Origin of the sequence: Rossellomorea sp. y25 (assembly GCF_038049935.1) — a bacterium.
Lineage (GTDB): Bacteria > Bacillota > Bacilli > Bacillales > Bacillaceae_B > Rossellomorea.
In genome coordinates this window covers 2048701-2074362 of record NZ_CP145886.1, presented here as the reverse complement: position 1 = coordinate 2074362, position 25662 = coordinate 2048701, and the positions used below count along the sequence as shown (strand labels likewise).

At 39.9% G+C, this 25662-nt stretch carries 23 protein-coding genes; 2 read left to right on the top strand and 21 right to left on the bottom strand.

Going from position 1 to position 25662, the window contains the following annotated elements; genetic code table 11:
- Window positions 1–57: 57 nt before the first annotated feature.
- On the top strand, window positions 58–1047 hold the full coding sequence (locus AAEM60_RS10340) for a YeiH family protein (protein WP_341357875.1): 990 nt from the start codon (window positions 58–60) through the stop codon (window positions 1045–1047).
- 150 nt (window positions 1048–1197) lie between these two features.
- On the opposite strand, the gene AAEM60_RS10335 is transcribed toward AAEM60_RS10340, so the two are convergent.
- The 3 genes from AAEM60_RS10335 to miaB all read right to left on the bottom strand — a co-directional run bounded on the left by AAEM60_RS10335 (window position 1198) and on the right by miaB (window position 4020).
- Window positions 1198–1734 carry an outer spore coat protein CotE gene (locus AAEM60_RS10335; protein ID WP_113968133.1) on the bottom strand — a complete coding sequence of 179 codons (537 nt, stop codon included), beginning with the start codon at window positions 1732–1734 and terminating at the stop codon, window positions 1198–1200.
- A 287-nt stretch (window positions 1735–2021) separates the two neighbouring features.
- Window positions 2022–2453, bottom strand: coding sequence for a RicAFT regulatory complex protein RicA family protein (locus AAEM60_RS10330; protein WP_044337324.1), 432 nt, complete (start codon window positions 2451–2453; stop codon window positions 2022–2024).
- 1 nt (window position 2454) lies between these two features.
- The gene (gene miaB, locus AAEM60_RS10325; RefSeq protein WP_299741006.1) at window positions 2455–4020 is read right to left on the bottom strand and encodes a tRNA (N6-isopentenyl adenosine(37)-C2)-methylthiotransferase MiaB; all 1566 of its coding nucleotides are present in this window, start codon (window positions 4018–4020) and stop codon (window positions 2455–2457) included.
- A 264-nt stretch (window positions 4021–4284) separates the two neighbouring features.
- On the opposite strand from miaB, the gene AAEM60_RS10320 reads away from it, so the two are divergent.
- On the top strand, window positions 4285–5397 hold the full coding sequence (locus tag AAEM60_RS10320) for a hypothetical protein (RefSeq protein ID WP_341357874.1): 1113 nt from the start codon (window positions 4285–4287) through the stop codon (window positions 5395–5397).
- 75 nt (window positions 5398–5472) lie between these two features.
- Here the strand turns inward: AAEM60_RS10320 and AAEM60_RS10315 are convergent, their stop codons facing one another.
- From AAEM60_RS10315 to AAEM60_RS10230, 18 genes are all read right to left on the bottom strand, one after another.
- The gene (locus AAEM60_RS10315; RefSeq protein WP_299741003.1) at window positions 5473–6339 is read right to left on the bottom strand and encodes a 2-oxoacid:ferredoxin oxidoreductase subunit beta; all 867 of its coding nucleotides are present in this window, start codon (window positions 6337–6339) and stop codon (window positions 5473–5475) included.
- 3 nt (window positions 6340–6342) lie between these two features.
- Window positions 6343–8085 carry a 2-oxoacid:acceptor oxidoreductase subunit alpha gene (locus tag AAEM60_RS10310; RefSeq protein ID WP_299741001.1) on the bottom strand — a complete coding sequence of 581 codons (1743 nt, stop codon included), beginning with the start codon at window positions 8083–8085 and terminating at the stop codon, window positions 6343–6345.
- A 233-nt stretch (window positions 8086–8318) separates the two neighbouring features.
- Window positions 8319–9245: a dipeptidase gene (locus AAEM60_RS10305; protein WP_299741295.1), complete on the bottom strand. Its 927-nt coding sequence runs from the start codon at window positions 9243–9245 to the stop codon at window positions 8319–8321.
- Between the two features lie 98 nt (window positions 9246–9343).
- Window positions 9344–9604, bottom strand: a complete 261-nt coding sequence (gene spoVS, locus AAEM60_RS10300) for a stage V sporulation protein SpoVS (RefSeq protein ID WP_034760060.1) — start codon at window positions 9602–9604, stop codon at window positions 9344–9346.
- 137 nt (window positions 9605–9741) lie between these two features.
- Entirely contained in the window at window positions 9742–10545 is an 804-nt protein-coding gene (locus AAEM60_RS10295) for a TIGR00282 family metallophosphoesterase (protein WP_299740994.1), read from the bottom strand.
- A gap of 166 nt (window positions 10546–10711) precedes the next feature.
- The gene (rny, locus tag AAEM60_RS10290; RefSeq protein ID WP_341357873.1) at window positions 10712–12271 is read right to left on the bottom strand and encodes a ribonuclease Y; all 1560 of its coding nucleotides are present in this window, start codon (window positions 12269–12271) and stop codon (window positions 10712–10714) included.
- 448 nt (window positions 12272–12719) lie between these two features.
- Window positions 12720–13757: a recombinase RecA gene (recA, locus tag AAEM60_RS10285; protein WP_044337332.1), complete on the bottom strand. Its 1038-nt coding sequence runs from the start codon at window positions 13755–13757 to the stop codon at window positions 12720–12722.
- Between the two features lie 299 nt (window positions 13758–14056).
- Window positions 14057–15292, bottom strand: a complete 1236-nt coding sequence (locus AAEM60_RS10280) for a competence/damage-inducible protein A (protein ID WP_299740990.1) — start codon at window positions 15290–15292, stop codon at window positions 14057–14059.
- Window positions 15293–15363: 71 nt separating this feature from the next.
- A complete protein-coding gene (pgsA, locus tag AAEM60_RS10275) occupies window positions 15364–15942 on the bottom strand; it encodes a CDP-diacylglycerol--glycerol-3-phosphate 3-phosphatidyltransferase (RefSeq protein ID WP_149155565.1) in 579 nt (192 codons plus the stop codon).
- Window positions 15943–16024: 82 nt separating this feature from the next.
- On the bottom strand, window positions 16025–16921 hold the full coding sequence (locus AAEM60_RS10270) for a helix-turn-helix domain-containing protein (RefSeq protein ID WP_299740986.1): 897 nt from the start codon (window positions 16919–16921) through the stop codon (window positions 16025–16027).
- 16 nt (window positions 16922–16937) lie between these two features.
- Window positions 16938–17729 (bottom strand): DUF3388 domain-containing protein, encoded by a 792-nt coding sequence (locus AAEM60_RS10265; protein ID WP_113968160.1) that lies wholly within the window; start codon window positions 17727–17729, stop codon window positions 16938–16940.
- A 263-nt stretch (window positions 17730–17992) separates the two neighbouring features.
- A complete protein-coding gene (locus AAEM60_RS10260) occupies window positions 17993–18250 on the bottom strand; it encodes a DUF3243 domain-containing protein (protein ID WP_044337337.1) in 258 nt (85 codons plus the stop codon).
- Window positions 18251–18339: 89 nt separating this feature from the next.
- Window positions 18340–19056 carry an SDR family oxidoreductase gene (locus tag AAEM60_RS10255; protein WP_299740980.1) on the bottom strand — a complete coding sequence of 239 codons (717 nt, stop codon included), beginning with the start codon at window positions 19054–19056 and terminating at the stop codon, window positions 18340–18342.
- Window positions 19057–19117: 61 nt separating this feature from the next.
- The gene (locus AAEM60_RS10250; protein WP_299740978.1) at window positions 19118–20407 is read right to left on the bottom strand and encodes a pitrilysin family protein; all 1290 of its coding nucleotides are present in this window, start codon (window positions 20405–20407) and stop codon (window positions 19118–19120) included.
- Between the two features lie 2 nt (window positions 20408–20409).
- Window positions 20410–21684 carry a pitrilysin family protein gene (locus AAEM60_RS10245; protein WP_299740976.1) on the bottom strand — a complete coding sequence of 425 codons (1275 nt, stop codon included), beginning with the start codon at window positions 21682–21684 and terminating at the stop codon, window positions 20410–20412.
- A 257-nt stretch (window positions 21685–21941) separates the two neighbouring features.
- Window positions 21942–22901 (bottom strand): ABC transporter permease, encoded by a 960-nt coding sequence (locus AAEM60_RS10240; protein WP_299740974.1) that lies wholly within the window; start codon window positions 22899–22901, stop codon window positions 21942–21944.
- Window positions 22902–23951, bottom strand: coding sequence for an ABC transporter permease (locus AAEM60_RS10235; protein ID WP_299740972.1), 1050 nt, complete (start codon window positions 23949–23951; stop codon window positions 22902–22904).
- Complete coding sequence (locus tag AAEM60_RS10230; RefSeq protein ID WP_299740970.1) at window positions 23944–25479, bottom strand: ABC transporter ATP-binding protein; 1536 nt, start codon at window positions 25477–25479, stop codon at window positions 23944–23946. The genes AAEM60_RS10235 and AAEM60_RS10230 overlap by 8 nt, the downstream gene beginning before the upstream one ends.
- Window positions 25480–25662 lie beyond the last annotated feature (183 nt).

Sequence of the window (25662 nt, the reverse complement as noted above, 5' to 3'; positions counted from 1 at the left end):
ATCAAAGGTTATACTATACTTAGGAATAGTTGATTTACACAAAGGGGTTATAGGACATTGCATCATGACATACTAAAAGATTCCTTTCTTCCCAAAGAAGCTTTGGGCATCTTCATCATTGTTTTAATCAGTTTATTATCTAAAGGTTTAGGAACTCTCTTCCCTCTCATCGGGAGTTTGTTATTTGCGATTGTAATTGGAGTAATTCTTCAGAATACAACCAGGCTTCCTTCATCATTCGATTCAGGTATACAATTTACCCTGAAGACAGTATTGAAAGTGGCCATCGTATTTCTTGGTGTCGGCTTGAGCCTGTACGATATCCTTGATATTGGACAGAGAGCTTTATGGGTTATATTTCTTTCGGTTTCCATTGGTATTACTGTGACATATTTCATTGGCAAATGGCTTCGTATCGACAAACGGTTAAGCTTGTTAATAGGAATCGGTACAAGTATTTGCGGGGCAACGGCCATTTCAGCCGTAAAAGGAATTATCGGCGCGAAAGAAAATGAAACCGCCTATGCTTTATCGACGATTGTATTCTTTAATTTAATTGCTTTTATTACCTATCCTATCATTGGCTACCTCCTTCATATGTCCGAATTATCGTTTGGCATTTGGGCAGGAACCGCTGTACATGACACATCTTCAGCAATTGCTGTGGGATATGCATTTGGGGATGAAGCGGGAGAGGTTGCAACAACAGTAAAGCTTGCCCGTACATTATTCTTGATTCCCGTCATGTTTTGCTTACCTTTTATTTTGAAAAAGAAAAATGAAGGTGAACCTTCATACAATAAGGTATTCCCTTGGTTTGTTTTCTTATTTTTGGGGGTATCTTTACTTCATACATTTGGTTTAATTCCAGTAACCATCGAATCATACCTTGAGATTTCGTCAAAATTCATGATTATCATGGTAATGGCAGCGGTGGGTCTTCAAGTCAGAATAAAGGATATCACCCAATTAGGATTCAAACCCCTCCTTACTGGTTTCATTGCTTCTATTACATGTGCTGTCATCAGTTTATTCCTTATTCTATAACCAATCACTCTTACATGTGATTGGTTTTCTCATGAAAAAAAGAGCATCTAGTGAGATGCCCCCTGTACTGTTTTACCATCCCTTATGCGATAAATTCCTTTAAACTCTGAAGAAGAAAAAACTAGGAAGAGGCCGTCTTCCTAGTAAATGCTATTCTTCGTCTCCTTCTAAGAAGTCTGGATCTAACTCTTCAAATTCTTCATCATCTAAGTCACAATCCCAGTCTTCATCGTCACAACCTTCAGGATTTACAAGGACACATACTTTCGTTTCTCCTATAACTTCCACTAAGAATTCACGTTCGACGTGAACAATGATTTTGTTTCCATTTGGTGAAATAACCGCTTCGCAGCAATTCGGCTGTTGCAGTACTCGAGCACATACTTCAATATCATCTAAGCAATCAGGATCACGGTATTTCAGCTTAATGCAATCTGTATACTGTACTCTCTCTGTTACAACGGATGTCTTTGTGTTGTCACTGTGGGAGTACCATACGTTGATATCGTATGAACCGTGAATTTCAACCTTCTTGCCTACTTTGTGTGCTTCATACTGATGATTAATGATCCAGCAGCCTAAAATGCTCGATGGATTATGCGGCGGGCTAATCGTATGATGAGACTGTGTGAATTTACGTCCCTTCGCTACGACCGCTTTAGTAATAATCTCTCTATATTCTGCCATTCGAGCGAACCTCCTCATTCATTTTCAATTCATCTTATGCGACTATCTAGGTGTTTGTGCGAGTAAATTTAATTACATAATGGGATTGTTGCGAGATAATGTATTGTATGCGAATACCCATTGAATGTTCCGGAATGCACTTTCTCCCTCATAGAAAAAACGATGAACTCAACGAATACGAAAAAGGAAGCATTATCAAAAAGAGCATGCAAAAAAAAACGATCTCTGCATGAAAGGGAAATTCCCTTAAGCAGAGATCGTTTTTTATAATGTCATTGTTTTTTCTATTAAGAACAGCTGCCAGGCGTTGAGTTTTTCACTTGTGATCCAGTTTCTCCACGAAGTAAGTCTCCCCCGGTGGTTTCGATGATATGATCTGTCACATTATTTGAAATAACGGACGCAACAATTTGAAGTAAATCATTTACATCTGTTTGTGACTCTTTGAATTGTTGTACTACTGGAATGGCATCGATTTCCTTTTCCAGGTTTTCGATTTTTGCTTCAACCATTTTTAGAGCTTCTATTTTTCCATAATGCTGAAAGTTCACAGCCTGTTTTTGTAAACTCTTAATACTCGCGATCATTTCTCGTACTTTTTGATTTTCATGAATCTGTGCCTCTGCTCGTTTAAAGAAATCCACTTCTTCTGTTTCAGCAATCATTGTTGCAAGCTCTTCCGCTCGTTTCATGATATCGTCTTTAGTATACTTTGCCATATTAATTCACCTCTACCGGTTCTTGAAATTCTGATCCAATTAGGCCTTCTTCGACCATTTCCCCATCCAGTGACCAAGATTTAGCATCTGTGATCTTAACTTTCACGATTTTTCCAATGGCTGTTTTAGGAGCCTTGAAGTTCACAAGCTTACTGCGTCGAGTATAACCGGCAAGAATGTCAGGATTTTTCTTACTCTCCCCGTCTACCAGCACCTCAACGATCTGTCCTTTATAGTTCTTCATCGCTTCAGCCGAGTACTCTTTCACAACTGCATTTAATCGTTGAAGTCGCTCTTTTTTCACTTCCATCGGTACATTGTCATTCATCTTCGCCGCAGGGGTACCTTCCCTTGGAGAATAGATGTACGTGAAAGCAGATTCAAACCCGACTTCTCTGTATAGTGAAAGTGTTTCTTCAAACTGTTCGTTGGTCTCATTCGGATATCCAACGATGATGTCAGTTGTAAGAGCCACGTCTGGCATCGCTGTTTTTATTTTCCGTACTAATTCTAAGAATTGCTCCCTCGAATATTTACGGGCCATAATCTTCAGAACATCTGTCGAACCGGATTGAACCGGTAAATGAATATGCTCAACCAGATTCCCTTTTTTCGCAAGTACTTCGATTAAATGATCATCAAAATCTCTAGGGTGACTAGTCGTAAAACGAATACGTGGAATGTCCACTTTACGAAGGTCATCCATTAAATCACCTAGGCCATATTCAAGATCCTCAATATCTTTACCATATGCATTTACGTTCTGACCAAGAAGAGTGATCTCTTGGTAACCCTGGGCGGCCAGATGACGTACCTCGTGAATGATTTCTTCAGGACGGCGGCTCCGTTCCTTACCACGTGTGTATGGAACAATACAGTAGGTACAGAACTTGTCACATCCGTACATGATGTTAACCCATGCTTTTATGTTGCCACGACGAACCTTCGGAAGGTTCTCTATGACGTCCCCTTCTTTAGACCAAACTTCTACGACCATCGCTTTAGACATATAAGCATCAGAAAGGATTTTAGGAAGGCGATGGATATTATGCGTTCCAAAAATCATATCAACTTGTTGATATGTTTTCAGGATTTTATTTACAACTGATTCTTCCTGGGACATACATCCGCAGACACCTATTAAAAGCTCTGGCTTTTCACGTTTTAGATGTTTCAAGTGTCCTAATTCGCCGAACACCTTATTCTCAGCATTTTCACGAATGGCACATGTATTTAAAAGGATAACATCTGCGTCATCTGTCGAATTCGTCGCTTCATAGCCTAGTGCCATGAAAATCCCTGCCATTACTTCCGTATCATGTTCATTCATTTGACAACCATACGTACGGATATAGAACTTCTTGCCTTCCCCGAGTCCCCTGTATTGATCATCAATCGTAAAATCGTTATGATATTTAATTTCTTCTTTCCCACGCTTTTTTGCATCTTTCAACGAAGGCGGGATATAGACACTTTCGAAGTATTTACTGTAATCCTTTACGGATTTTTGGTCCGATGGAGTAACAGACTTCGATTGTTGTCCATGTTTTCGTTGTTCTTCGTTCATGAAAAATCCCCTTTCTACCTCTAAAACCAAACCGCTTATCTTCTATAATAAGATCTAACAAGAGATACATTCTTGCACATTATAATAGTATAAAGGTTTTCTGGTCTACATACAATAGAGGCGCTTAAGTGTTGAAAAATGGATACATCTTTCTTTCAGCAGCCTTATAAGTCTAAATGGGTGCTTGTAACAATCGTCGATACTTATACATAGACTAATGTATCAGAAACTGACCAGGAGGAGATTACAATCAATGAGGAAAAAGTGGTTTACCCACTATATAACATTTCTAATCAAGAAAGCTTCTTTTTACTATCGGAGATTAATAACCTAAAACAGACTATAAAAAAGTTAAAAGACGGATACCTTTACGCTGAGAATGAACATTTAAGAGAAGAGATAAGTCATAAGAATCATGAATTAGAGCTTGCGTATGAACAAATTAAAGTAAATGATTTGCACGAAATAGAACTGTTGAAGGATAGAAACACATTAACAGAAGCTAATGAAAAAGTAGAATCCGAGTTAAAAAATGCAAACCAGATAATCATCAATAATGGGGCTCATATTCAAACACTTGAATCTGAAAAAAAAGAATTAGAGCAATCTCTTTTAAAAGAAAAATATAAATTCAATGAAGTTAGAAAACAGCTGGAAGAAATACAAGCAGAAAGAATTTCATTAAAAGAGTCTAATAATGTTTTACTACGCGAAATAGATACTTTACATTCTGGTTTAGTTGAAAGAGATAGGATGATCTATTCCTTTGAAAATGAAATAGCTATTAAGGATACTCATCTACAAGAATTAAACCAAGCACTCTCACAATCGGAAGAAACAAAAAAAGACCTCTTCCAGGAGTTATTGACAAAAGCCGAGAAATTAGAAGGGCTGTCAGTTGAAAGAGATCAATTAATGCTTCGATTTGAAGAATCCAAACAAAAATTAATGGAGTCTGAAAAAATGAAAGTGGATTATTTCGAAAAAATGATTGTAACCGTTCAACAGCAGATCGAGGAGAATGAATGGTGGTTGACAAATCAATTCGCTGACATTGATCGGTCATCTAAGAAGCAGGAAGAAAAAATGGACTCACTTGAATCTGTTATGAATGATTCATTTGAAAGAGTGCTAAGTAAAAAAGACAATATGTTGAACGAACTTGAAAAATTCGATTTCCAGCTTTCACATATTATCCAGCAGATGAACACACTTTATCAAACCGAGTCGTCTATATTCCACGGAATTGATTCTCTAAGAACAATGATCGATTCTAATAAAACTCAAGACTTGAACAAACTTGTGACGACCAAAAAAGGCGTTTATAGAATTGAAGCAAGAGAAAGCACGCCTATAATCAGCGATAAAACAAGATAGAAAATTGCGATGCAAATACAACAAAGATAGAAAGGACTTCCAAATTGGAAGTCCTTTCTACAATCAGAATTACAATTACATGAATTCTTTCACTAATTCATCAAATTTACTTTCATCCAACCTTAAATCATGAGTGCTTAGAGGTTCATCAGAATAACCTGCTACAAGCTCTTGGTACGATGGCTGTTCTTTGTTTTGATAAATCAAACCAGTAACCAGTCCATCCTTTTCCATGAGCATATTCATTGCTTGTTCGCGATTTGATGGATCATAGTCTTCAAGATCTGAAAGCTTTGTCAGGTTCTCTTTAAACCAGTCGTACGTATTAATCTTGTTATATGTTACGCAAGGACTAAATACGTTGATCAATGAGAAGCCTTTATGATTAAGGCCTGCTTCAATTATCGCCGTCAGCTCTTTCAAGTCAGAAGAGAAGCTTTGGGCAACGAATGTTGCACCGGCTGTCAATGCCATTTCCATAGGTGCCAGTGCCGGTTCGATACTTCCCTGAGGCGTAGACTTTGTCTTAAAACCAGATGATGAGCGGGGTGAAGTTTGGCCCTTTGTCAGCCCATAAATCTGGTTATCCATAACGATGTAAGTGACATCAACATTGCGACGGATAGCATGGATCGTATGGCCAAGTCCGATGGCAAATCCATCTCCATCCCCACCTGAAGCGATAACGGTTAAGTCCTTATTCGCCATTTTTAATCCTTGAGCGATAGGAAGGGAACGCCCATGAATGCCATGAAAACCGTATGAGTTAATGTAACCTGAAATACGTCCGGAACAACCGATTCCGGAAACGACAGCTAATTGTTCAGGGTCCAGTCCCACATTCGCCGATGCCCGTTGAATCGCTGCTTGTACAGAGAAGTCGCCACACCCAGGACACCAGTTGGGTTTAACATTATTTCTGAAATCTTTAAAGGTAGCCATGGATCAGATCAACTCCTTACATCTAGAATGAATTTCATTTGGTAAATATGGTGTTCCATCATACTTTGTCATTTTCGTGATTTTATTCCCATACCCTACATTCATTTTTATTATATTTGCCAGTTGTCCAGTAGCATTATGTTCAATCACGACCACTTTCTTCGCTGATTGCATAAGTGGTTCCAGTTCATCTGCCGGGAACGGATGGATTAAGCGAACATGCGCGTGGTTCACTTTCAGCCCATCGGCATCAAGTCGTTCCATTGCTTCTTCAATTACTCCACGCGTCGAGTTAAAACCAATTAATAGTAAATCGGCTTCTTCATGTGGTGCATGAGTGTGGATTGGATTAGTAAAGCGGATACTTTCCACCTTTCGCATACGTTTATCCATCTGCGCCTGCCTGTTTACTGGGGATTCAGAAGGCTTCCCTGTTTCATCATGTTCTACTCCTGTTACATGATGAATCCCATTCTTCATTCCAGGAATGACACGTGGTGATACCCCATCTTCAGTCACTTCAAAACGTTTAAAGTATTTTTTTGGTTCTAATTCATTTAGTTCTGATTCATTTCCAACAAGCTTTCCTCTACGAATTTCCACTTTGCTGTAATCAAGAGGTTCAACAGTTTGTTTCCCTAATGAAAGTTGGAGATCTGAAAGAATGATGACTGGACATTGATACTCTTCGGCCAAGTTAAATGCCTCGACTGTGTCATAGAATGCTTCCTGTACTGTACTTGGAGCCAGGACGATTTTTGGAATCTCACCGTGCGTACCATAAATCATGGCCATTAAATCAGACTGCTCCTGTTTTGTTGGAAGTCCTGTGGACGGCCCTCCACGTTGAGTATCTACTACAACTAATGGCTGTTCAGTCATTCCAGATAAACCGATTGCTTCCATCATAAGTGAAAGACCTGGTCCGGCCGATGCAGTAAATGAACGGATTCCTCCGTAGTTAGCTCCGATTGCCATCGTTGCGGCTGCAATTTCATCCTCTGTTTGAATAACGGTTCCTCCAACCATCGGGAGCTTTTTAATAAGGTATTCCATAATTTCAGAGGCTGGAGTGATTGGGTATGCGGCCATTAAACGAACGCCACCTGCTAGTGCGCCAAGAGCAATTGCGTCATTTCCGATCATAAACATACGTTTATTCCCGTCAGCTTCTTTCAGCTGTAAGGAACCAACATTGCTTCCAAGTTCTTCTTTCATCGTTTGGAATCCCTGTTTAATCGCTTCCATGTTTTTCTCTACTACCGTTTCACCTTTACGGCCGAAGATTTCTTCCACAACTTCCTTAAAAACTTCTGGATCAAGATTAAGAACGGCACATGTGGCACCTACCGCTACCATGTTCTTCATTAACGACGTTCCAAGTTCCGTGGCTAACTGAGTGAATGGAATGATATAGAGAGAAGCATCTGTATCTTCAGGCTTCTCAGGCTTAAACTTCGCATCAGCTATAATGACACCATTGCTATGTAATTCTTTATAATTCACATCAATCGTTTCTTGGTCAAATGCAACTAAAATATCTAAGTCATCAGCAATCGCACGCACTTGTGTAGTGCTTACCCGAATTTTGTTATTTGTATGGCCTCCCTTAATACGAGAGGAGAAATGACGGTAACCGTATAAGTAATATCCAAGGCGATTGAGAGCCATAGAAAAGATTTCACCCGTACTCTCTATTCCTTCACCTTGCTGGCCACCAACCTTCCATGAAAGTTGTTCCTTCATTTATTACACCCCTTCAATCAATTTTTTGTAACATCTATTAGAGAAGCACATTCTCTTCATTTCGTTCAAACAATCTATTATTACATAGGATTGTTGCAACTTGCGTTCACTCTATCAGTTTATCACTTTTCTATTTAATTCACTACTGTATTGAAGAAATTATGAATGTAAACACGTTCATACTAGCCAAAAAAAACCACTAAAGGTTATACCTTTAATGGCTGGTTTAATGATCAATCTGGTAATCTGACAAAAAAGTTTTCATATAAGAATTTCTTCACTTGCTTTTCACTATAGTATCGTTGAAGCGTATTGATTAAGTTATCATATTGTTCGAATGAGGATAATCCTTGTACCGTTTCAGATATACCATCAAAATCGGATCCAAAGCCAATATGACTCTCACCACCCAAACTGCATATATGCTCGATATGTCTTATCACATCTGAAATTACCGCTGATCCTTTTTTATTTAAAAAAGGAGGAACAAAAGTGATTCCCATGACACTATCTCTTTTTATCAGCGCTTCAATTTGATCGTTTTTTAAATTACGGGGGTTGGGACATATAGAATAAGCGTTTGAGTGAGAAGCAATCGGGTGATCAGCCATTTCGATTGTATCCCAGAATGCTTTCTCGCATAGATGGGAGACATCCGTCCAAAGTCTTTTCTCGTTTAAGAATGATACTAGCTCACGTCCAAAATTGGTTAATCCCCCACCCCTCGGCTCCAGTGCACCATCCGCTGCAGCATTGGCCCAATTCCACGTCAATCCTACAGAACGTACCCCAAGCCGGTAAAGAATTTCAAGCTTCGTGATGTCCTCTTCTATAGCCTCAGCACCTTCCAGTGTCAGCATCGCACCAATTTCATCATCGGCCAGTCTTTCTACTTCCTGCTTTGAAGTCACAAATTTAAGTTTTGGGTTGGGTTTTAAAATTTCATTATGAAACAAGTTGACCATTTCTAACGCAGCTTGGAATCTTTGACCAGGTTTCAAGTATGAAGGAATGTAGATCGCAAACAATTGTACCTTACTTCTGCTTTCAAGAAGCTGGGGGTAGGTAATATGCAATGTATGTTTGGATTGAAATGCTCCCTTCCCTGGTTCCAGGTATAACTTCATTAACACATCACAGTGTGCATCAAATAACATAATACTTCATCCTTTCAGGGCATCTATCTTATATGTATTTCGATTAATAGTATAAAGGCTGTCCACTAAAGAATCCTCTTTAATGAACAGCCTATTGATTATTATCTTGGTTCTACGATTAACTTTATCGCCGTACGTTCTTCTCCATCAATCAAAATATCTGTAAATGCCGGGATACATATTAAATCTAAACCACTAGGAGCCACAAAGCCTCTGGCAATGGCTACTGCTTTAACTGCTTGATTTAAAGCTCCTGCACCAATTGCTTGAATCTCAGCTCCTCCTCTCTCACGAAGAACACCGGCGAGTGCACCAGCTACAGAATTAGGATTAGATTTTGCTGAAACTTTTAATATTTCCATTCCTTTTCCTCCTTGTCATTTCCCCCATACCGTATGTCCGTGGTAAAGAACAAACTTGGTATAAATGATTCCACTGATACTATATTCAGGAAATGGACAAATCATTCCGGTAACACCGAAAAAAGGAAAGAAAACATTTAATATTCTGCCATAAATGGATGGTCTTCGTTGATTAAAATACGATCGATTTTTTTCGCTTTACCAGTTCTTTGATCAACTTCAATTAAACAGGCACTCAAAATTTTGCGTCCTGTCTTCGGGACTTCAAAACGAACTGGTAAACTAGTCTGGAATCTCTTGAGAACAGAATCCTTGCTCATTCCCAATACTTCATCATATGGTCCCGTCATACCGACATCGCACATAAATGCGGTTCCATTAGGAAGGATGCGATTATCTGCCGTTTGAACATGTGTATGGGTTCCTATTACGGCAGACACACGGCCATCTAAAAACCAGCCAACCGCCTGCTTTTCACTTGTTGCTTCTGCGTGAAAGTCTACGAAGATAATGGACGTTCTTTTCTTTGCTTCGTATACGAGTTCATCAAGTGCCTTAAACGGATCATCAAGGGGAGGCATAAAGGTTCTTCCTTGAGCATTGATGACGGCAACTTCTTTTCCGTACACTTCAGCGAACACTAGACCGCTTCCCGGCGTCCCTTCCGGGAAATTCGCCGGTCTAACCATTTGTTTAGATGAGTCGATAAAATTGAAGATATCTTTATTATCCCATGTATGATTTCCTAAGGTCACCATATTGGCGCCATCCTGTAAGAATTGTTTATAAATCTTCTCCGTTATCCCTCTGCCTGATGCAGCATTCTCCCCATTAACGATCGTAAAATCCGGTGAATGCTTCTTCTTTAACTTCGGCAGGTATTCTGTGATCATTTCCCGGCCCATTGAACCGACAACGTCTCCAACAAATAATATTTTCATGAAAAATCCCTTCTCTATATGTATTGAGTCCTGTAGTTATTGTATCACAAAATCCTTTGGGTCTATTCATCAATGAGGGTTCTCCCGAATGATTCCATGGCACTGATGGGAGAAATGATAAAAAAAGCTGACTCAAAAAGGGGATATCCCTTTTCGAGTCAACCTCTTATTTAGCGTATTCGACAGCCCTTGTTTCACGGATGACCGTTACTTTAATATGGCCTGGATAATCAAGTTCATCTTCGATTCGTTTACGGATATCTCTAGCCAAACGGTGAGATTCCAAATCGTCAATGGCTTCCGGTCTTACCATAATACGTACTTCACGTCCCGCTTGAATGGCAAAGGATTTCTCAACGCCTTCATAAGACTCTGAGATTTCTTCCAGCTTCTCCAATCGACGGATATAGTTCTCTAACGTCTCGCTTCTTGCTCCAGGTCTTGCAGCAGATAAAGCATCAGCTGCAGCTACCAGAACAGCAATGATTGACGTAGGCTCTGTATCTCCGTGGTGTGAAGCAATACTGTTAATGACCACAGGGTGTTCTTTATACTTCATTGCAAGTTCTACACCAATTTCTACGTGACTTCCTTCTACTTCATGGTCAATCGCTTTTCCGATATCGTGAAGTAATCCGGCACGTTTAGCGAGTCTTTCGTCTTCACCAAGCTCAGCTGCCAGTAGTCCAGAAAGAAACGCCACTTCCATTGAGTGTTTTAAAACGTTTTGACCATAACTAGTACGATACTTCAAACGTCCCAGGATTTTAATTAAATCCGGGTGAAGTCCGTGAACGCCAACTTCAAACGTTGTTTGTTCACCAATTTCACGAATGTATTCGTCCACTTCACGTCGAGATTTATCTACCATCTCTTCAATTCGTGCAGGGTGGATACGTCCATCCTGTACTAATTTCTCTAATGCAATTCGAGCCGTTTCTCTACGAATCGGATCAAAACCAGAAAGAATAACTGCTTCAGGAGTATCATCAATAATCAGATCAATTCCTGTTAAAGTTTCCAGCGTACGAATGTTACGTCCTTCTCGCCCAATAATTCGACCTTTCATCTCATCATTCGGTAGGTTCACAACACTAACCGTTGTTTCAGCCACATGTTCTGCAGCACAACGTTGTATAGCCAGTGAAAGGACTTCTTTCGCTTTCTTATCTGCCTCTTCTTTCGCACGTGTTTCATGCTCTCTGACCATAATGGCGATATCATGGGAGAGTTCATTCTCAACGCGGTCAAGAATAATTCCTTTCGCTTCGTCACGAGTCAAGCTCGAGATACGTTCTAGCTCAGTTTGCTGTGATCGTACCATCTCGTCCACTTTGCTTTCCATCTCTTCAATATGTTGTTGTCTCTCGTTAAGAGTTCCCTCTTTTCTTTCAAGTAAAGCTTCACGCTTATCAAGCGTTTCATCTTTCCGATCGAGGTTTTCCTCTTTTTGCATCAAACGATTTTCTTGTTTTTGCAATTCATTTCTTCGTTCACGAAGGTCATTTTCCATTTCAGTGCGAAGTTTATGATTTTCATCCTTTGCTTCCAAAAGTGCTTCTTTCTTCAGAGCATCTGCCTCGCGCTTCGCATCTTCTAAAATCTGCTCCGCTGAACCTTTAGCACCAGCAATCTTTGCTTCAGCAATGGACTTACGAATTAGGTATCCAACAACTACACCGACGATTAGGCCAAGCAAAATGAAGATGATTGTAATAGGTTGCATTATTTCACCTCCTCTTGCTATGAACTGTCATCATGTCTTTTACATGTCGGCTTGTACATTGCTCACTAGAACAAAATATACAGCGCTAGGCTTTCAAATATTCATTCGAAAAATTTGTAAAATATACATGTTAATTTTAAATCTCTGAAAATTTATTGTCAAGGGGTAGAGCCCTCTATCACTAGATTTCTCAAGGGATTTTTTCCAATCGACATGAATTGACACTGTCGCTCTGGGGTTATGAATGATTTTCAAGCAAAACCATCTTTTTCAATTTTTTTGTTTGGTTGTAAGTACTACTCCAAAAACCTGGATTCGCATTGGTTCATTAATACCAATCAAAAATAGTCTTTGTGAAAAGGGATAGTCACTATTTTCTACAAATAAGTTGTTTGACATACATAATAAAGAGAAGCAAACCAAAGTGGCTGCTTCTCTTATTTGTGGATCAGTCCTCTAAAAGACTTAATTCACTTTGATCATCCGTTTCGGCACGACCTGTGTCCAAACCGTAATGTTCACGGATTTTCAACATGATTTCACTGCGGATCTCAGGATTTTCTTTAAGGAAAATCTTCGCGTTCTCGCGACCTTGACCCAGACGCTCTTCGTTATAAGAGTACCAGGCACCACTCTTTTGAACAATGTCCAGCTCAGACCCAAGATCGACGATTTCACCTTCTTTAGAAATCCCCTCTCCGTACATGATATCTACTTCAGCTACACGGAAAGGTGGAGCTACTTTATTTTTAACGACTTTGATCTTCGTTTTATTCCCTACCATTTCATTCCCTTGCTTAAGTGTTTCAGCGCGACGGACTTCTAAACGTACAGATGAATAGAATTTCAGTGCGCGTCCACCAGGAGTCGTCTCAGGATTTCCAAACATGACTCCAACCTTTTCACGAATTTGGTTAATGAAAATCGCGATGGTTTTCGATTTGTTAATTGCACCTGAAAGCTTACGAAGAGCCTGTGACATTAAACGGGCTTGAAGACCTACGTGAGCATCTCCCATCTCTCCTTCAATTTCTGCTTTCGGTACAAGCGCCGCAACCGAGTCAATAACGATTGCGTCTACCGCTCCACTACGTACTAAAGCTTCAGCAATTTCCAGTGCCTGCTCACCTGTATCCGGTTGAGAAAGTAATAATTCATCTATGTTTACCCCAAGCTTTTGAGCATATTCAGGATCAAGTGCGTGCTCTGCATCGATAAATGCAGCCTGACCGCCTTGAGCTTGAACTTCTGCAATGGCATGAAGTGCTACTGTTGTTTTACCAGACGATTCCGGACCATATACCTCTATAATTCTTCCTCGAGGATATCCGCCAACTCCCAAAGCTGCGTCCAACGCTAATGAACCACTTGGGCATGTTACTACTTTTCTATCAGTTTGCTCCCCCAGTTTCATTATAGAGCCTTTACCAAACTGTTTTTCTATTTGTTTTAACGCCATATCTAAGGCTGCTTTACGATCGCTCACAAATCTTCCTCCTTTGAATATATAACTTGAGATAGACAATTTATCAGCTTGTCTCAAATCCAACCTATCTATACTATAAACGTTTTTTTAATAGAAAACAAGAAAAAAATCGAACATTCATTCGGTTTTTTTCAAGGGTCTATTCAATTGAATTGAGAGTGATTTCACTAGAATACTTGAAGGTGAATGGAGGTGGTCGGTATATGTTAAGCTTTGATATCCTATCCCGGGATATCAAAACTTTTCTCCACCCATAAAAAAACTGCCTTCCCTATGCTTGAAGACAGCCTGTCTTGCACCTAACTCAATTCCTTGATCAAATAATGCCACCCGTATTTCGCCGTTCTCTTTCGATTAGCATTCCTTCCACCGCCGAGATTTAATAGAAACGCTTTAGTTGGTTGATCTTTTATAGACAATCCAATCCACACGGTTCCTGCAGGCTGACCTTCGTGTGGTCCCGGGCCGGCTACTCCTGTAAAGCTGATTCCAATATCTGATGAGAATAGCGCCCTTACATTTTCAGCAAGTTCACGTGCACACTGTTCACTTACTGTTGTATGTTCGTTCAATGTACTCTCTTTCACGGATAAAATCGTCGTCTTAACTTCATCCTGGTAACAAACCACCCCTCCATTCAGGATAGAGGAAGCTCCAGGTAACGATGCTAATTGAGCTTGAAAGAGTCCACCGGTTAAGCTTTCTGCACAGGATAAGGTGAGACCTTTCTCTTTTAGCAACTTGAATCCTACCTCAACGAGAGAATCCTGATTATAGCCGTAGAAGTAATCTCCTGCAATAACCATAATTTTTTTTTCTACTGTATCCAAAAGGGAGGTGGCAATATCCTTTGACTCGTGCTTCGCCGTCAACCTCAGGGTCACTTCCCCATCGGCCGCCAATGGCGCGATGGTCGGATTGGTTTGTTTGTCAATCAAGTCTTCCAGTTCTGTTTCCAACTGAGCTTCCCCAATGCCGAAAAAGCGCAGTACCCGGGAATGGATGATTTCTCTCTTCTTTAATAAAGTAAAAATCGCTTGCTTGCCGTATTTACTAAACATAGGTTTCATTTCAGATGGGGGACCGGGTAAAAGCATGTATGCTTTACCATCCTTTTTCAATAACATGCCAGGAGCCATACCGTGTTCGTTCTTCAATACTCTGGAACCCGCTAAAATGAGAGCCTGCTTTTCATTGTTGGGGGTCATCTCCCGATTTACTTTGTTAAAGTAGCTTTTTATTGATTCCAACGCATCTTCGTCCATGGTCAATGTTGTACCTAATGACTTCGCTATTGTTTCTTTCGTTAAATCATCCTTCGTCGGTCCAAGTCCACCCGTGAAAATTAACAGGTCTGCTCTTTCTTGAGCTACTGTAATCGCATGATGCAACCGCTCTGGGTTGTCTCCCACACTAGTGTGGTAATAGACATTCACACCCATTTCAGCTAGTTGCTCTGATATGTATTGAGCATTAGAATTGACGATTTGACCTAATAGTAGTTCAGATCCGACCGCTATGATTTCTGCATTCATCCTTATTCCCCCTGTTGGTGATGTGAAGAAGGGAATGATTCTAGTTGAATCATTCCCCTTGTTAAAACGCCTTATTTCGAATTTACAAATGCTTTTTTGTTATGTTTGAAATAATCCCAGCCTGACCAAATAGTAAAGAACATGGCTACCCAAAGGGCAATAGTCGCAAATGGGAGGTTGATCAGTTCAAAAATGGCATTATGCAGAAGCAATGCTGAAATAGCGATAATCTGTGCCCATGTTTTGATTTTCCCTAGTTGGCCCGCAGCAACCACTTCCCCTTCACCGGCTAATACAAGGCGAAGGCCGGTTACAGCAAACTCCCGGCTGATAATGATAATAACAATCCATGAAGGAGCAAGACCGAGCTCAACAAGCACAATCAAGGCAGCGGATACAAGCAATTTGTCCGCTAATGGATCTAAGAATTTCCCAAGGTTAGTCACAAGGTCAAGCTTTCGGGCATAATAACCGTCGATCCAATCAGTTGTTGCTGCAATAATGAATATTAAAGCTCCTACAAAATGTTTGACTGGCATTTCTGCCCCAAGAAACATCATGTCACCCCAATTTAATGGAGCAAGCATAATGATTAAAAACAATGGAATTAAAAATATCCTTGAAACTGTAATCTTATTAGGTAAGTTCACCTTTCTACCTCCAATACTTAAAAAACACGTTCTACCTATAGTATGTAAGAAAAAGGAGTTATTAAAACTCCCTCCATCTTAATTATTGTGTTGCTTGCGGTTCATAGTTAATGACAATATCCTGCCTTACAACATCAGTGGCTGATACTTTATACTCAAGCTGTTTGCCGTTTACCAAAATGTCTGTGTTCGCAGCATTTCCAATTACAAGATAAGCAAGTTTATCCGATGAAAAATCAAAGTCCTTTTTATTTCCCTCTTTTAGTAAACCTTCGAACAATAATTCATCCTTGGTGTTATAAACCCCAATCCATGTATCGCCCTTAGCCGATAATTGCAACTTGAATTCATCAGCATTTTTAAGGTCATAGGTTGTTTTCTTACCAGCAGTATTAACTGCCTCCAGAGATTGTTCAGGCTTTTGCTCTTGTTCTTCATCAGCTTTTTCATCATCTGAAGGTTTGCTTTCTTCTTTATCTTCGGTTTCTTCTTCAGGCTTATCGCCTTCAGCGGTTTTATTTTCATCTACCGCTACTTGCTCTTGATTTTCAGACCCTTGTGTTTCCGGAGCTTTATCTCCTACTTTCCCTTGCCAAAACACCCATACTGCAATCAACGCACCAATGACGAATAATGCTATAAGGAGCTTAGGAAGGAAGTCAAACACCTTGGTAGAGCTTTCTGAAACAGACTTTCTCGATTGGACCCTGGAAAGTGAAACCGGTATTTCATCTTCATAAGTTGTCGGAATTTCATCTTTATGCTCCTCAAAAATCACTTCAGGAGGAAGACCGACCGCTTCACAATACTGTTTAATAAATGCACGCACATAGAACTTCCCAGGCATCGCATCATACGAGCCTTCTTCGATTCCAATCAAATAGCGTTTTTGAATCTTTGTTATCTTTTGCAAATCATCGAGGCTATAACCTTTAGATTCACGAGCTTCCTTTAAACGATTTCCTAATTCCGTCACCACTTAACACCTTCCAATATTAAAAATCAAAACCTCCAAAATCGGAATTTTGAAATAGATTATTTTGTTCTACTAGTTCGTATGTAATTTCTTCATCAGGATCGTTTCTAAGTTCAATGATATAATCAAAATCTTCAAGTGAATATTCAGAGTTTTGAACGAATACATCAGGATGTTCAATTACTTTCACTGCTGGTAATCTCATGATTTCCCTTACAAGCTGCCAGTGCTTCTCACTTGCACGGCGTGTTGAAACGATACCGTCGATAATAAATAAATTCTCGGATGAGTACTCGTCTTCAATCAGCTTACTTCTTATTGTTTGCTTCAATAATGTAGAGGAGACAAAGAGCCATTTCTTATTTGCACATACACTTGATGCCACGATGGATTCGGTCTTCCCTACCCGGGGCATCCCTCTGATCCCAACAAGCTTATGTCCCTCTTGCTTAAATAGCTCAGCCATAAAGTCTACTAATAAACCCAGTTCATCACGAACAAACCGAAACGTTTTCTTGTCATCGGCATCACGCTGAATATAACGGCCGTGACGAACGGCAAGACGATCCCTTAATTTCGGTTCTCTGAGCTTTGTCACATTAATTGTATCCATCGTTTGTAAAATGGACTCTAACCTTGTGATCTGTTCATCATTATTCGCAAGAAGAAGCATTCCCCTTCTTCCTTCATCTACTCCATTTATCGTCACTATATTTATAGAAAGCATTCCTAATAATGAGGAAATATCACCTAAGAGGCCAGGACGATTTTTTTGAATTTCATATTCTAAATACCATTCTTTGCGTTCCATTGGTTACCTCCTGAAAGATCCGTGACATTTCAATTCGATAAAAATTGACATAATTCGAAAAATCTTTTAAACATCTAGGTATTATAATAAATGATTTTCCGGTAATAGAAAAGCAAAACCTACATAAATATGTACAATTTCTCATTTTATGCCTTATAAGCTGATTATAGTTATGATGTATAAGTCTTCACGCGAAAAAATGACTCCAAGTGATTTTTTTGAAAGAGTATATATAAGAAAAAGGAGAGGAAAAATCCCTCTCCTTAACGAGTACCATTGTTATTTACAAGTTTAACCATCATGTTCGCAATGGCATGTTGTTCTTCAGGAGAAGCGACAGACCATAAATCCGCTAACACTTTTTCCTGATCGTTCTTAGCTTCGACTTGATTCGCTAAGTAGTCACCAATTTGGTAAGCTAAATCAGATACCGTTTCATTTTCCATCCCACCATGTTGAGCTTGGTGAAGACGATCGCCTAAGAAGTTTTTCCAATCAGACCAATTATCTAATACAGACATGTGTCATGACCTCCTTTATTGAAATACAACCTTAGTTTGTATCCCGGAAAGAAAATTATGCGCCCTAATCTTATGACTGAAAAAACTTTTTAAGTATGCCAACCACCATTGATGGAAAGTGTTTGACCTGTAATATAGGAAGCTTTAGGTGAAATAAGAAACTGGATTGAGTCAGCGATTTCTTCCGCTTGGGCGAGACGTCCCATTGGTATCTCTTCGGTCAGCGCTTTTAAATCTCCTTCAGAAAAAATGCTCATCATTGATGTATCGACGGCTCCTGGAGCAATTGCATTAATCCTTACCCCACTTAAGGCAAGCTCTTTACTTAATGATTTCACAAATGCCAATTGAGCACCCTTTACGGTTGAATATATAACCTCACAGGCTCCACCTATTTGTCCCCAAATGGAACTTATCATTACAATATTCCCCTTACGCTCAATAAGCTTAGGCAATAATTTTTGAACGAGAAGCAAAGGACTTTTCACATGCACGTTAATCATATAGTCCATCTCTTCTTCAGTCTGATCTTGAAACATCCCCCAGTTTGAATTTCCGCTGCAATAAATAATTGCATCAAGTTGAAAGATATTGTCTACAACATTCCCCACTTCTTCTGGGAGGGCAAGATTTGCTCGAATGGGGGTTGCCTCAACCCCATACTTTTCAATTTTATGTAGTAATTCTTTCATAGCTTCTTCATTCGAATAGTAATGTAAATATAAATTCCATCCCTCTTCTGCCAAGCTTAATGCCGTACTGCTTCCAATTCCCCCTGAAGCCCCCGTTATTAAAGCATATTTCATCTATTTCCACCTCAATGTCCACATAAAGAGAGGAACTACCCTAAAGCAGCTCCCTCCGATATTATGATTTTGGTACTACCTGACACACGGTAAAGCGCTCTTCACTGATAATGGTACTTGCAACGGTTTGAATATCATCATACTTCAATGATTCAAGTGTAGGTACAACTTCAAATAGATCCATTTCATTAAAAGCATAGCGTGTGAATTGATTTGCAATAAACTCTGGAGAATTAATGGCACGTAAAAACGCACCAATTTTCTTTTTCTTTGTTCTTTCTAATCCTTCTTCTGTAAAGAGTGATTCTTTCTTGGCTTTAAGTAACAGCGATTGTACCTTCTCGGCCAACTCATCCGGCTTTTCCGTATCCCCGCCGACGGTTAAGAACCCAAAGCCATTTTCTTGTGTATAGTCATAGTGGAATGTCTCATCGATCAATCCATCATTGTATAAGTCAGAATAATACGTTGAGCTTTTCCCAAATAACATATCCAGGAAAACGTTCATCGAAAGCTCTTGTCTAAGCATTTCCTTGCCTTGCTGATGCGGTTCAGGTGCTTTAAGACCTACCAGGCACTTAGGGCTTTGCACATTCATCTTAAGGACCTGCTTCTTCTCAGCAACCGTTTCTGGTTCATCATCAAATCTCCGCTTGATCTCAGGCATTTTTTCATAATCCTTCTTTTCTTGATTCGAACGAATTTGTTTCATGATTTGATCCGGGTCTACAGATCCCACTACAAAGAGAAGCATGTTGCTTGGATGGTAGAATGTGTTGTAGCACTGATACAACATGTCCTTCGTGATTGGTGTGATGGAATCAATCGTTCCTGCAATATCAATCTTCACAGGGTGATTTTTGTACATATTCTGGATCACACCAAAGTATAATCGCCAGTCAGGGTTATCATCATACATTGTGATTTCCTGTCCTATGATGCCTTTTTCTTTTTCGACTGTCTTTTCTGTAAAATATGGGTCTTGAACAAAATCTATAAGCGTTTCTAAATTTCGTTCTACATTGGTAGTACTTGAAAATAGATAGGCGGTTCGTGTAAATGATGTGAACGCATTAGCCGACGCTCCCTGGCGGCTGAATTGCTGGAATACATCACCGTCTTCCTTTTCAAACAATTTATGCTCCAAGAAGTGGGCGATTCCATCTGGTACCTTAACGAATTCTTCTTCGTTCAGAGGGACAAAATGATTGTCAATGCTTCCGTACTTCGTCGTAAACGTGGCATATGTCTTATTGAACCCTTTTTTCGGGAGTATATAGACGTCCAATCCATTTGACATTTTTTCATAATATAAGTTTTCCTGTAGTTGATCGAAGGAAATTTTCTTCATCTTTATCCCTCCATTCCTGTTAAAAAGTAGATGGTATCAAGCTCAACTTTATTTGCTGCTTTCACGATGTCTTCTTTCGTCGTCTTCTCTATTTCATCAAGCCAGTGTTTTAAATCTATTTCTTCATGGGCGACTGCATTATGATAGAGGACCTCAACCAAACCACGGGACGTATCAATGGTTTCAAGCAGTTGATTGCGGATGACCGCTTTCGTTTGTTCGATTTCACCATCCGTAAAGTCTCCATCCTTCATGGCTTGCAGCTGATCATTGATGATTCCGACTGCTTGATCATATTTCTCAAATTCTATTCCGGACATAACCATCAATAATCCTTTATGACTTTCCAGTCTACTTGCTGCATAGTAGGCTAAGCTCGCTTTTTCTCTCACATTTATGAACAATTTAGAATGAGAAAATCCACCGAATATGCCATTGAACACTTGGAGGGCAAAGTAATCATCATCGCCATATTGTGTATGAGTCCGGTATCCCATATTAAGCTTACCCTGCTTCACATCCTGCTTTTCTTTCACGACGTTTTCCCTTTCTTTTTGTTCCACTTCCGATGAATCGACTTCAAGAGGGGTACGTTCGTTTAATTGGAGGAGTTGATCACACAGAGTTTCAACTTCTGCAACATCTACATCGCCGATGACATAAAGATCAAATTGATCTTCATTCATGACTTTTTGATAATACTCATACAAACTCTTGGCCGTTATGGACTCTACTTCTTCACTAATTCCATTAACATGTAGGGCAAATCGCTCCCCCTTACACATTTCTTCTACAAGCCGTGAATTAGCATAGCGCATTTTATCGTCATAAACTGCCTGTATTCTTACCTTCTGGTTTCGTTTTTCTTTCTCGACTGTTTTCTGATCGAATTCGTTATTTTCAATATGTGGATTTTGAAGGACATCTGCTAAAAATTCTAATCCTTTTTGAAGTAAAGGATCTGAGTCCCTTAAAAATTTTTCGTTGGCGATTTCCACGGACATGCTGACCACGTGGTATTCACCTTTTTTACCTAAATCCGTAAAAAAGTTAGCACCATATAATTCATCCAGGTAGGACCTTAATTCCGTTGTACTCGGATAGGTCTTTGTACTGCTTTGCATCACATGAGGGAGTAATCCGCGTAAGGTCACTGTTTCTTGATCTAAAGGAGCTTTCATTTTCAAAATCAGACTGTTGGTTTTAAACTTATCCGTTTGAACGATATGTAGCGTGTACCCTTGTTTCTTTTTTACTATTTCATTTATGGCTGTCATCGTACCGTCCTCCTTAGTTCCACACTTCCGTCATTTTTGAAATCAATAAAAGATATAAACACCCTTATTGTGCGGTATTTATGTATAACTATACATGTACTGAGATGTTGATTTCAAGCATCTTCCTCTATTGGAAAAATACCCATAGAGTAAACTATTATATGTATGGAAAATATTCAATATGTCTCATTCTTTTGTTTCACCAAAAAAGGTACCTCGAATGCCGAGATACCTTTTTCGTGTATTGCTCATGAAAATTAACGATTTCCTTTGATGTACGGTGTGCCAAGCGCTTTTGGCGCATCTGCACGGCCGATGAAGCCGGTAAGTGCAAGGATTGTTAACACGTAAGGAGCGATTAACAGATATACACTTGGAATGTTCTCAAATAATGGAATGCTCGATCCGATGATACTTAAACTTTGAGCGAATCCAAAGAATAATGCTGCACCCATGGCACCTAATGGATGCCACTTACCGAAGATCAAAGCGGCTAAGGCCATGAAACCTTGTCCACTGATCGTGGCGTGACTAAAATCTGAAGAAATCGATTGAGCATATACTCCCCCGCCAATTCCTGCAAAAGCCCCAGAAATGATGACACCGATATAGCGCATTTTCGTAACGTTGATTCCCATTGTGTCTGCTGCCATTGGATGCTCACCGACTGAACGAAGTCTCAGCCCGAATGGTGTCTTAAACATAATGAACCAAACAATGATGGATACTAGAATGGCTACAAATGGTGGCCAGTATGTGTTAGAGAAGAAAATATTTCCAATCACCGGAATTTTATTCAGTAATGGCACATCCACTTTCCCGAATCCTTCAGAAATAATATCAGTTTGACCTTTCCCGTAAATACGTTTCACTAAGAAAAGGGTTAATCCAATAGCAAGCAGGTTGATTGCCACACCTGATACTACTTGATCAGCTCTAAAGGTGATAGAAGCAACTGCATGTAAGACAGCTAGTAACGCTCCCATTGCCATGGCTATAAGCAGTGCTACCCAAGGAGTTGCATCACCGAATACATCTGCGAAAGCAAGGTTGAAAACGATACTTGCGAAAGCGCCTATGACCATTAAACCTTCAAGTCCAATATTAACGACACCAGAACGTTCAGAGAATGCTCCGCCCAAAGCAGTGAAAATAAGTGGTGATGCCCACAATAATGTTGATGGAATAAGGATTGTCAAGATATCAATAAAGCCCACTTACTTCACCCCCTTTTTACTAAATCGTTGAATTAGATAACGAATCATATAACCAGATGCTACAAAGAAAATAATAAGGGCAATAATAATGTCTACTAGTTCATTTGGAATACCTGCTTCAAGAGGCATATTCAATGCACCGACTTTTAGCCCTCCAAATAATAGTGCTGCGAACACAACACCAATGGCAACATTTCCTCCCAATAGAGCTACAGCAATCCCGTCGAATCCGACCCCTGTAAATCCTCCTTTAATAGAAGCATAACCAAATGTCCCTAAACCTTCCATAGCACCAGCCAGTCCAGCAAACGCTCCTGAGATGACCATGGAAAGAATAATGTTTCCGTTTACGTTCATCCCGGCATATTGAGAAGCGTGCTGGTTAAAACCAACAGAACGCAGTTCATATCCACGTGTTGTTTTCTCTAATAGGAACCACATGATGAATACACAAAGAAGGGCAATGAAAACTCCCCAATGCAGGCGGGAGTAATCCGTTAAGCTTTCGAAGAACGGAGACTTAAGTGATGCCGTTTCAGCGATATAATCCGTACGATCTTTACGCTCAGTTAGGACATCACGGATAATCGCATTGGTGACGTGAAGAGCAATATAGTTCATCATGATTGTTACAATTACTTCGTGCACACGAAATCTTGCTTTAAGCAACCCAGGAATAAAGCCCCATAACGCTCCAGCTAGTGCTGCTGCAATGATGGCAAGGGGCAAATGAATGATTTTTGGTAACTCATCGAAAGCAACCCCCACCCATACAGCAGCAAGCCAGCCTACAATCAATTGTCCTTCGACCCCGATATTGAATAAACCGGTTCTAAAGGCAAAGGCCACAGCCAATCCCGCTAAAATGTACGGTGTAACTTGACGTACCGTTTCCCCTACATAGTAGATTTCGCCGAAAATACCTTGCCATAATGCAGAATATCCGGCAATCGGATCATACCCGCTTACAAGCATGATAATGGTTCCGACAATAATACCCAAAAGGACTGAAATAATCGGGATTAATATATTTGTTAATCGATTAGACATGTTCGTTTTCCCCCGTTTCCTTCCTCTTTGATCCAGCCATCAGCAGTCCAAGCTCTTGTTCGGTCGTTTCTTTCGGATTCACAATCGCTACGATTTGGCCTTCATAAATAACGGCGATACGATCACTTACATTCATGATTTCATCTAGTTCAAATGAAAGTAATAGCACGGCTTTCCCGTTATCCCGCTGCTCGATCAGACGTTTGTGGATGAACTCAATGGCCCCTACATCCAAACCACGAGTCGGTTGAGCTGCAATCAACAAGTCCGGGTCACGATCGACTTCCCTGCCGATAATCGCCTTTTGTTGATTACCACCGGACAATGCCCGGGCAAGAGTATATTCCGAAGGTGTTCTTACATCAAACTCTGAGATTAGCTTTCTCGCTTGATTGTAGATGTTTTTATAGCTTAATATCCCTTTATTTGAATAAGGCTTTTTGTAATAGGTTTGTAGAACCATATTTTCACCTATTGGAAAATCTAATACTAATCCGTGCTTGTGACGATCCTGAGGAATATGACCTACACCTGTTTCGTATATCTTACGCGGCTTCATATTGACTATATCTTTTCCATTCAGCTTAATCGAGCCACCATCGGTTTTGTGTAACCCTGTAATGGCTTCTATCAGTTCACTTTGCCCGTTGCCGTCGACCCCTGCAATACCCAGTATTTCCCCGGCCTTCACTTCAAGGTTCAATCCTTTTACTACTGGTACATTCCGATGATCTTTCACGTTTAAATCACGTATCTCAAGTACATTGCCTGCAGGATTTGCTTCTATTTTCTCAGTTTTGAAGGTTACTTCACGCCCTACCATCAGACTCGCAAGATGGTTCGGGTCAGTCTCTGATACTTTCACTGTCCCAATCCCTTTACCTTTTCTGATAACGGTTACATTATCACACACTTCCATAATCTCTTTAAGCTTATGGGTGATAAGAATAATAGACTTACCTTCTTGAATGAGAGTTTTCATAATTTGAATAAGTTCTTTGATTTCTTGAGGGGTCAGTACCGCCGTTGGCTCATCAAAGATCAAAATTTCCGCCCCGCGATAAAGTGTTTTCAAGATTTCCACACGCTGCTGCATACCTACTGAAATTTCAGAAATTTTAGCCGTCGGATCCACTTTTAAACCATATCTTTCTGATATTTCCAAAATATCCTTCTCTGCCTTTTTAATATCCACCGTTGCACCGGACTTAGGCTCTCTTCCGAGAATAATGTTTTCTGTTACTGTAAAAGTATCCACAAGCATAAAATGCTGATGGACCATTCCGATTCCCAAGTCGTTGGCGATATTGGGATTGGTGATGTTTACTTTCTGACCCTTTACACGAATTTCTCCTTGCTCAGGTTGGTAAAGTCCAAATAATACATTCATCAGTGTGGACTTACCTGCTCCATTTTCACCAAGAAGCGCATGAATTTCACCTTTTTTGAGCTGGAGGGTAATATTATCGTTTGCTACGATGCCTGGAAACTCTTTACGAATATTCAGCATCTCAATTACATAATCCATTGCTATTCACTCCTTGCGTAGGCTAGGGATATTTATCTAGTAGTTAGAGGTCAGACCTTAACTTGCTAGAAAAAAAGGGTTTCCCCGGATAAAAATCTAAATGAAAGATAGAAAAATATTTCTATACTTCAATTAGATTTTTAATTATTATGAATATTCCTTTTAAAAAAGGGATAAGAGACC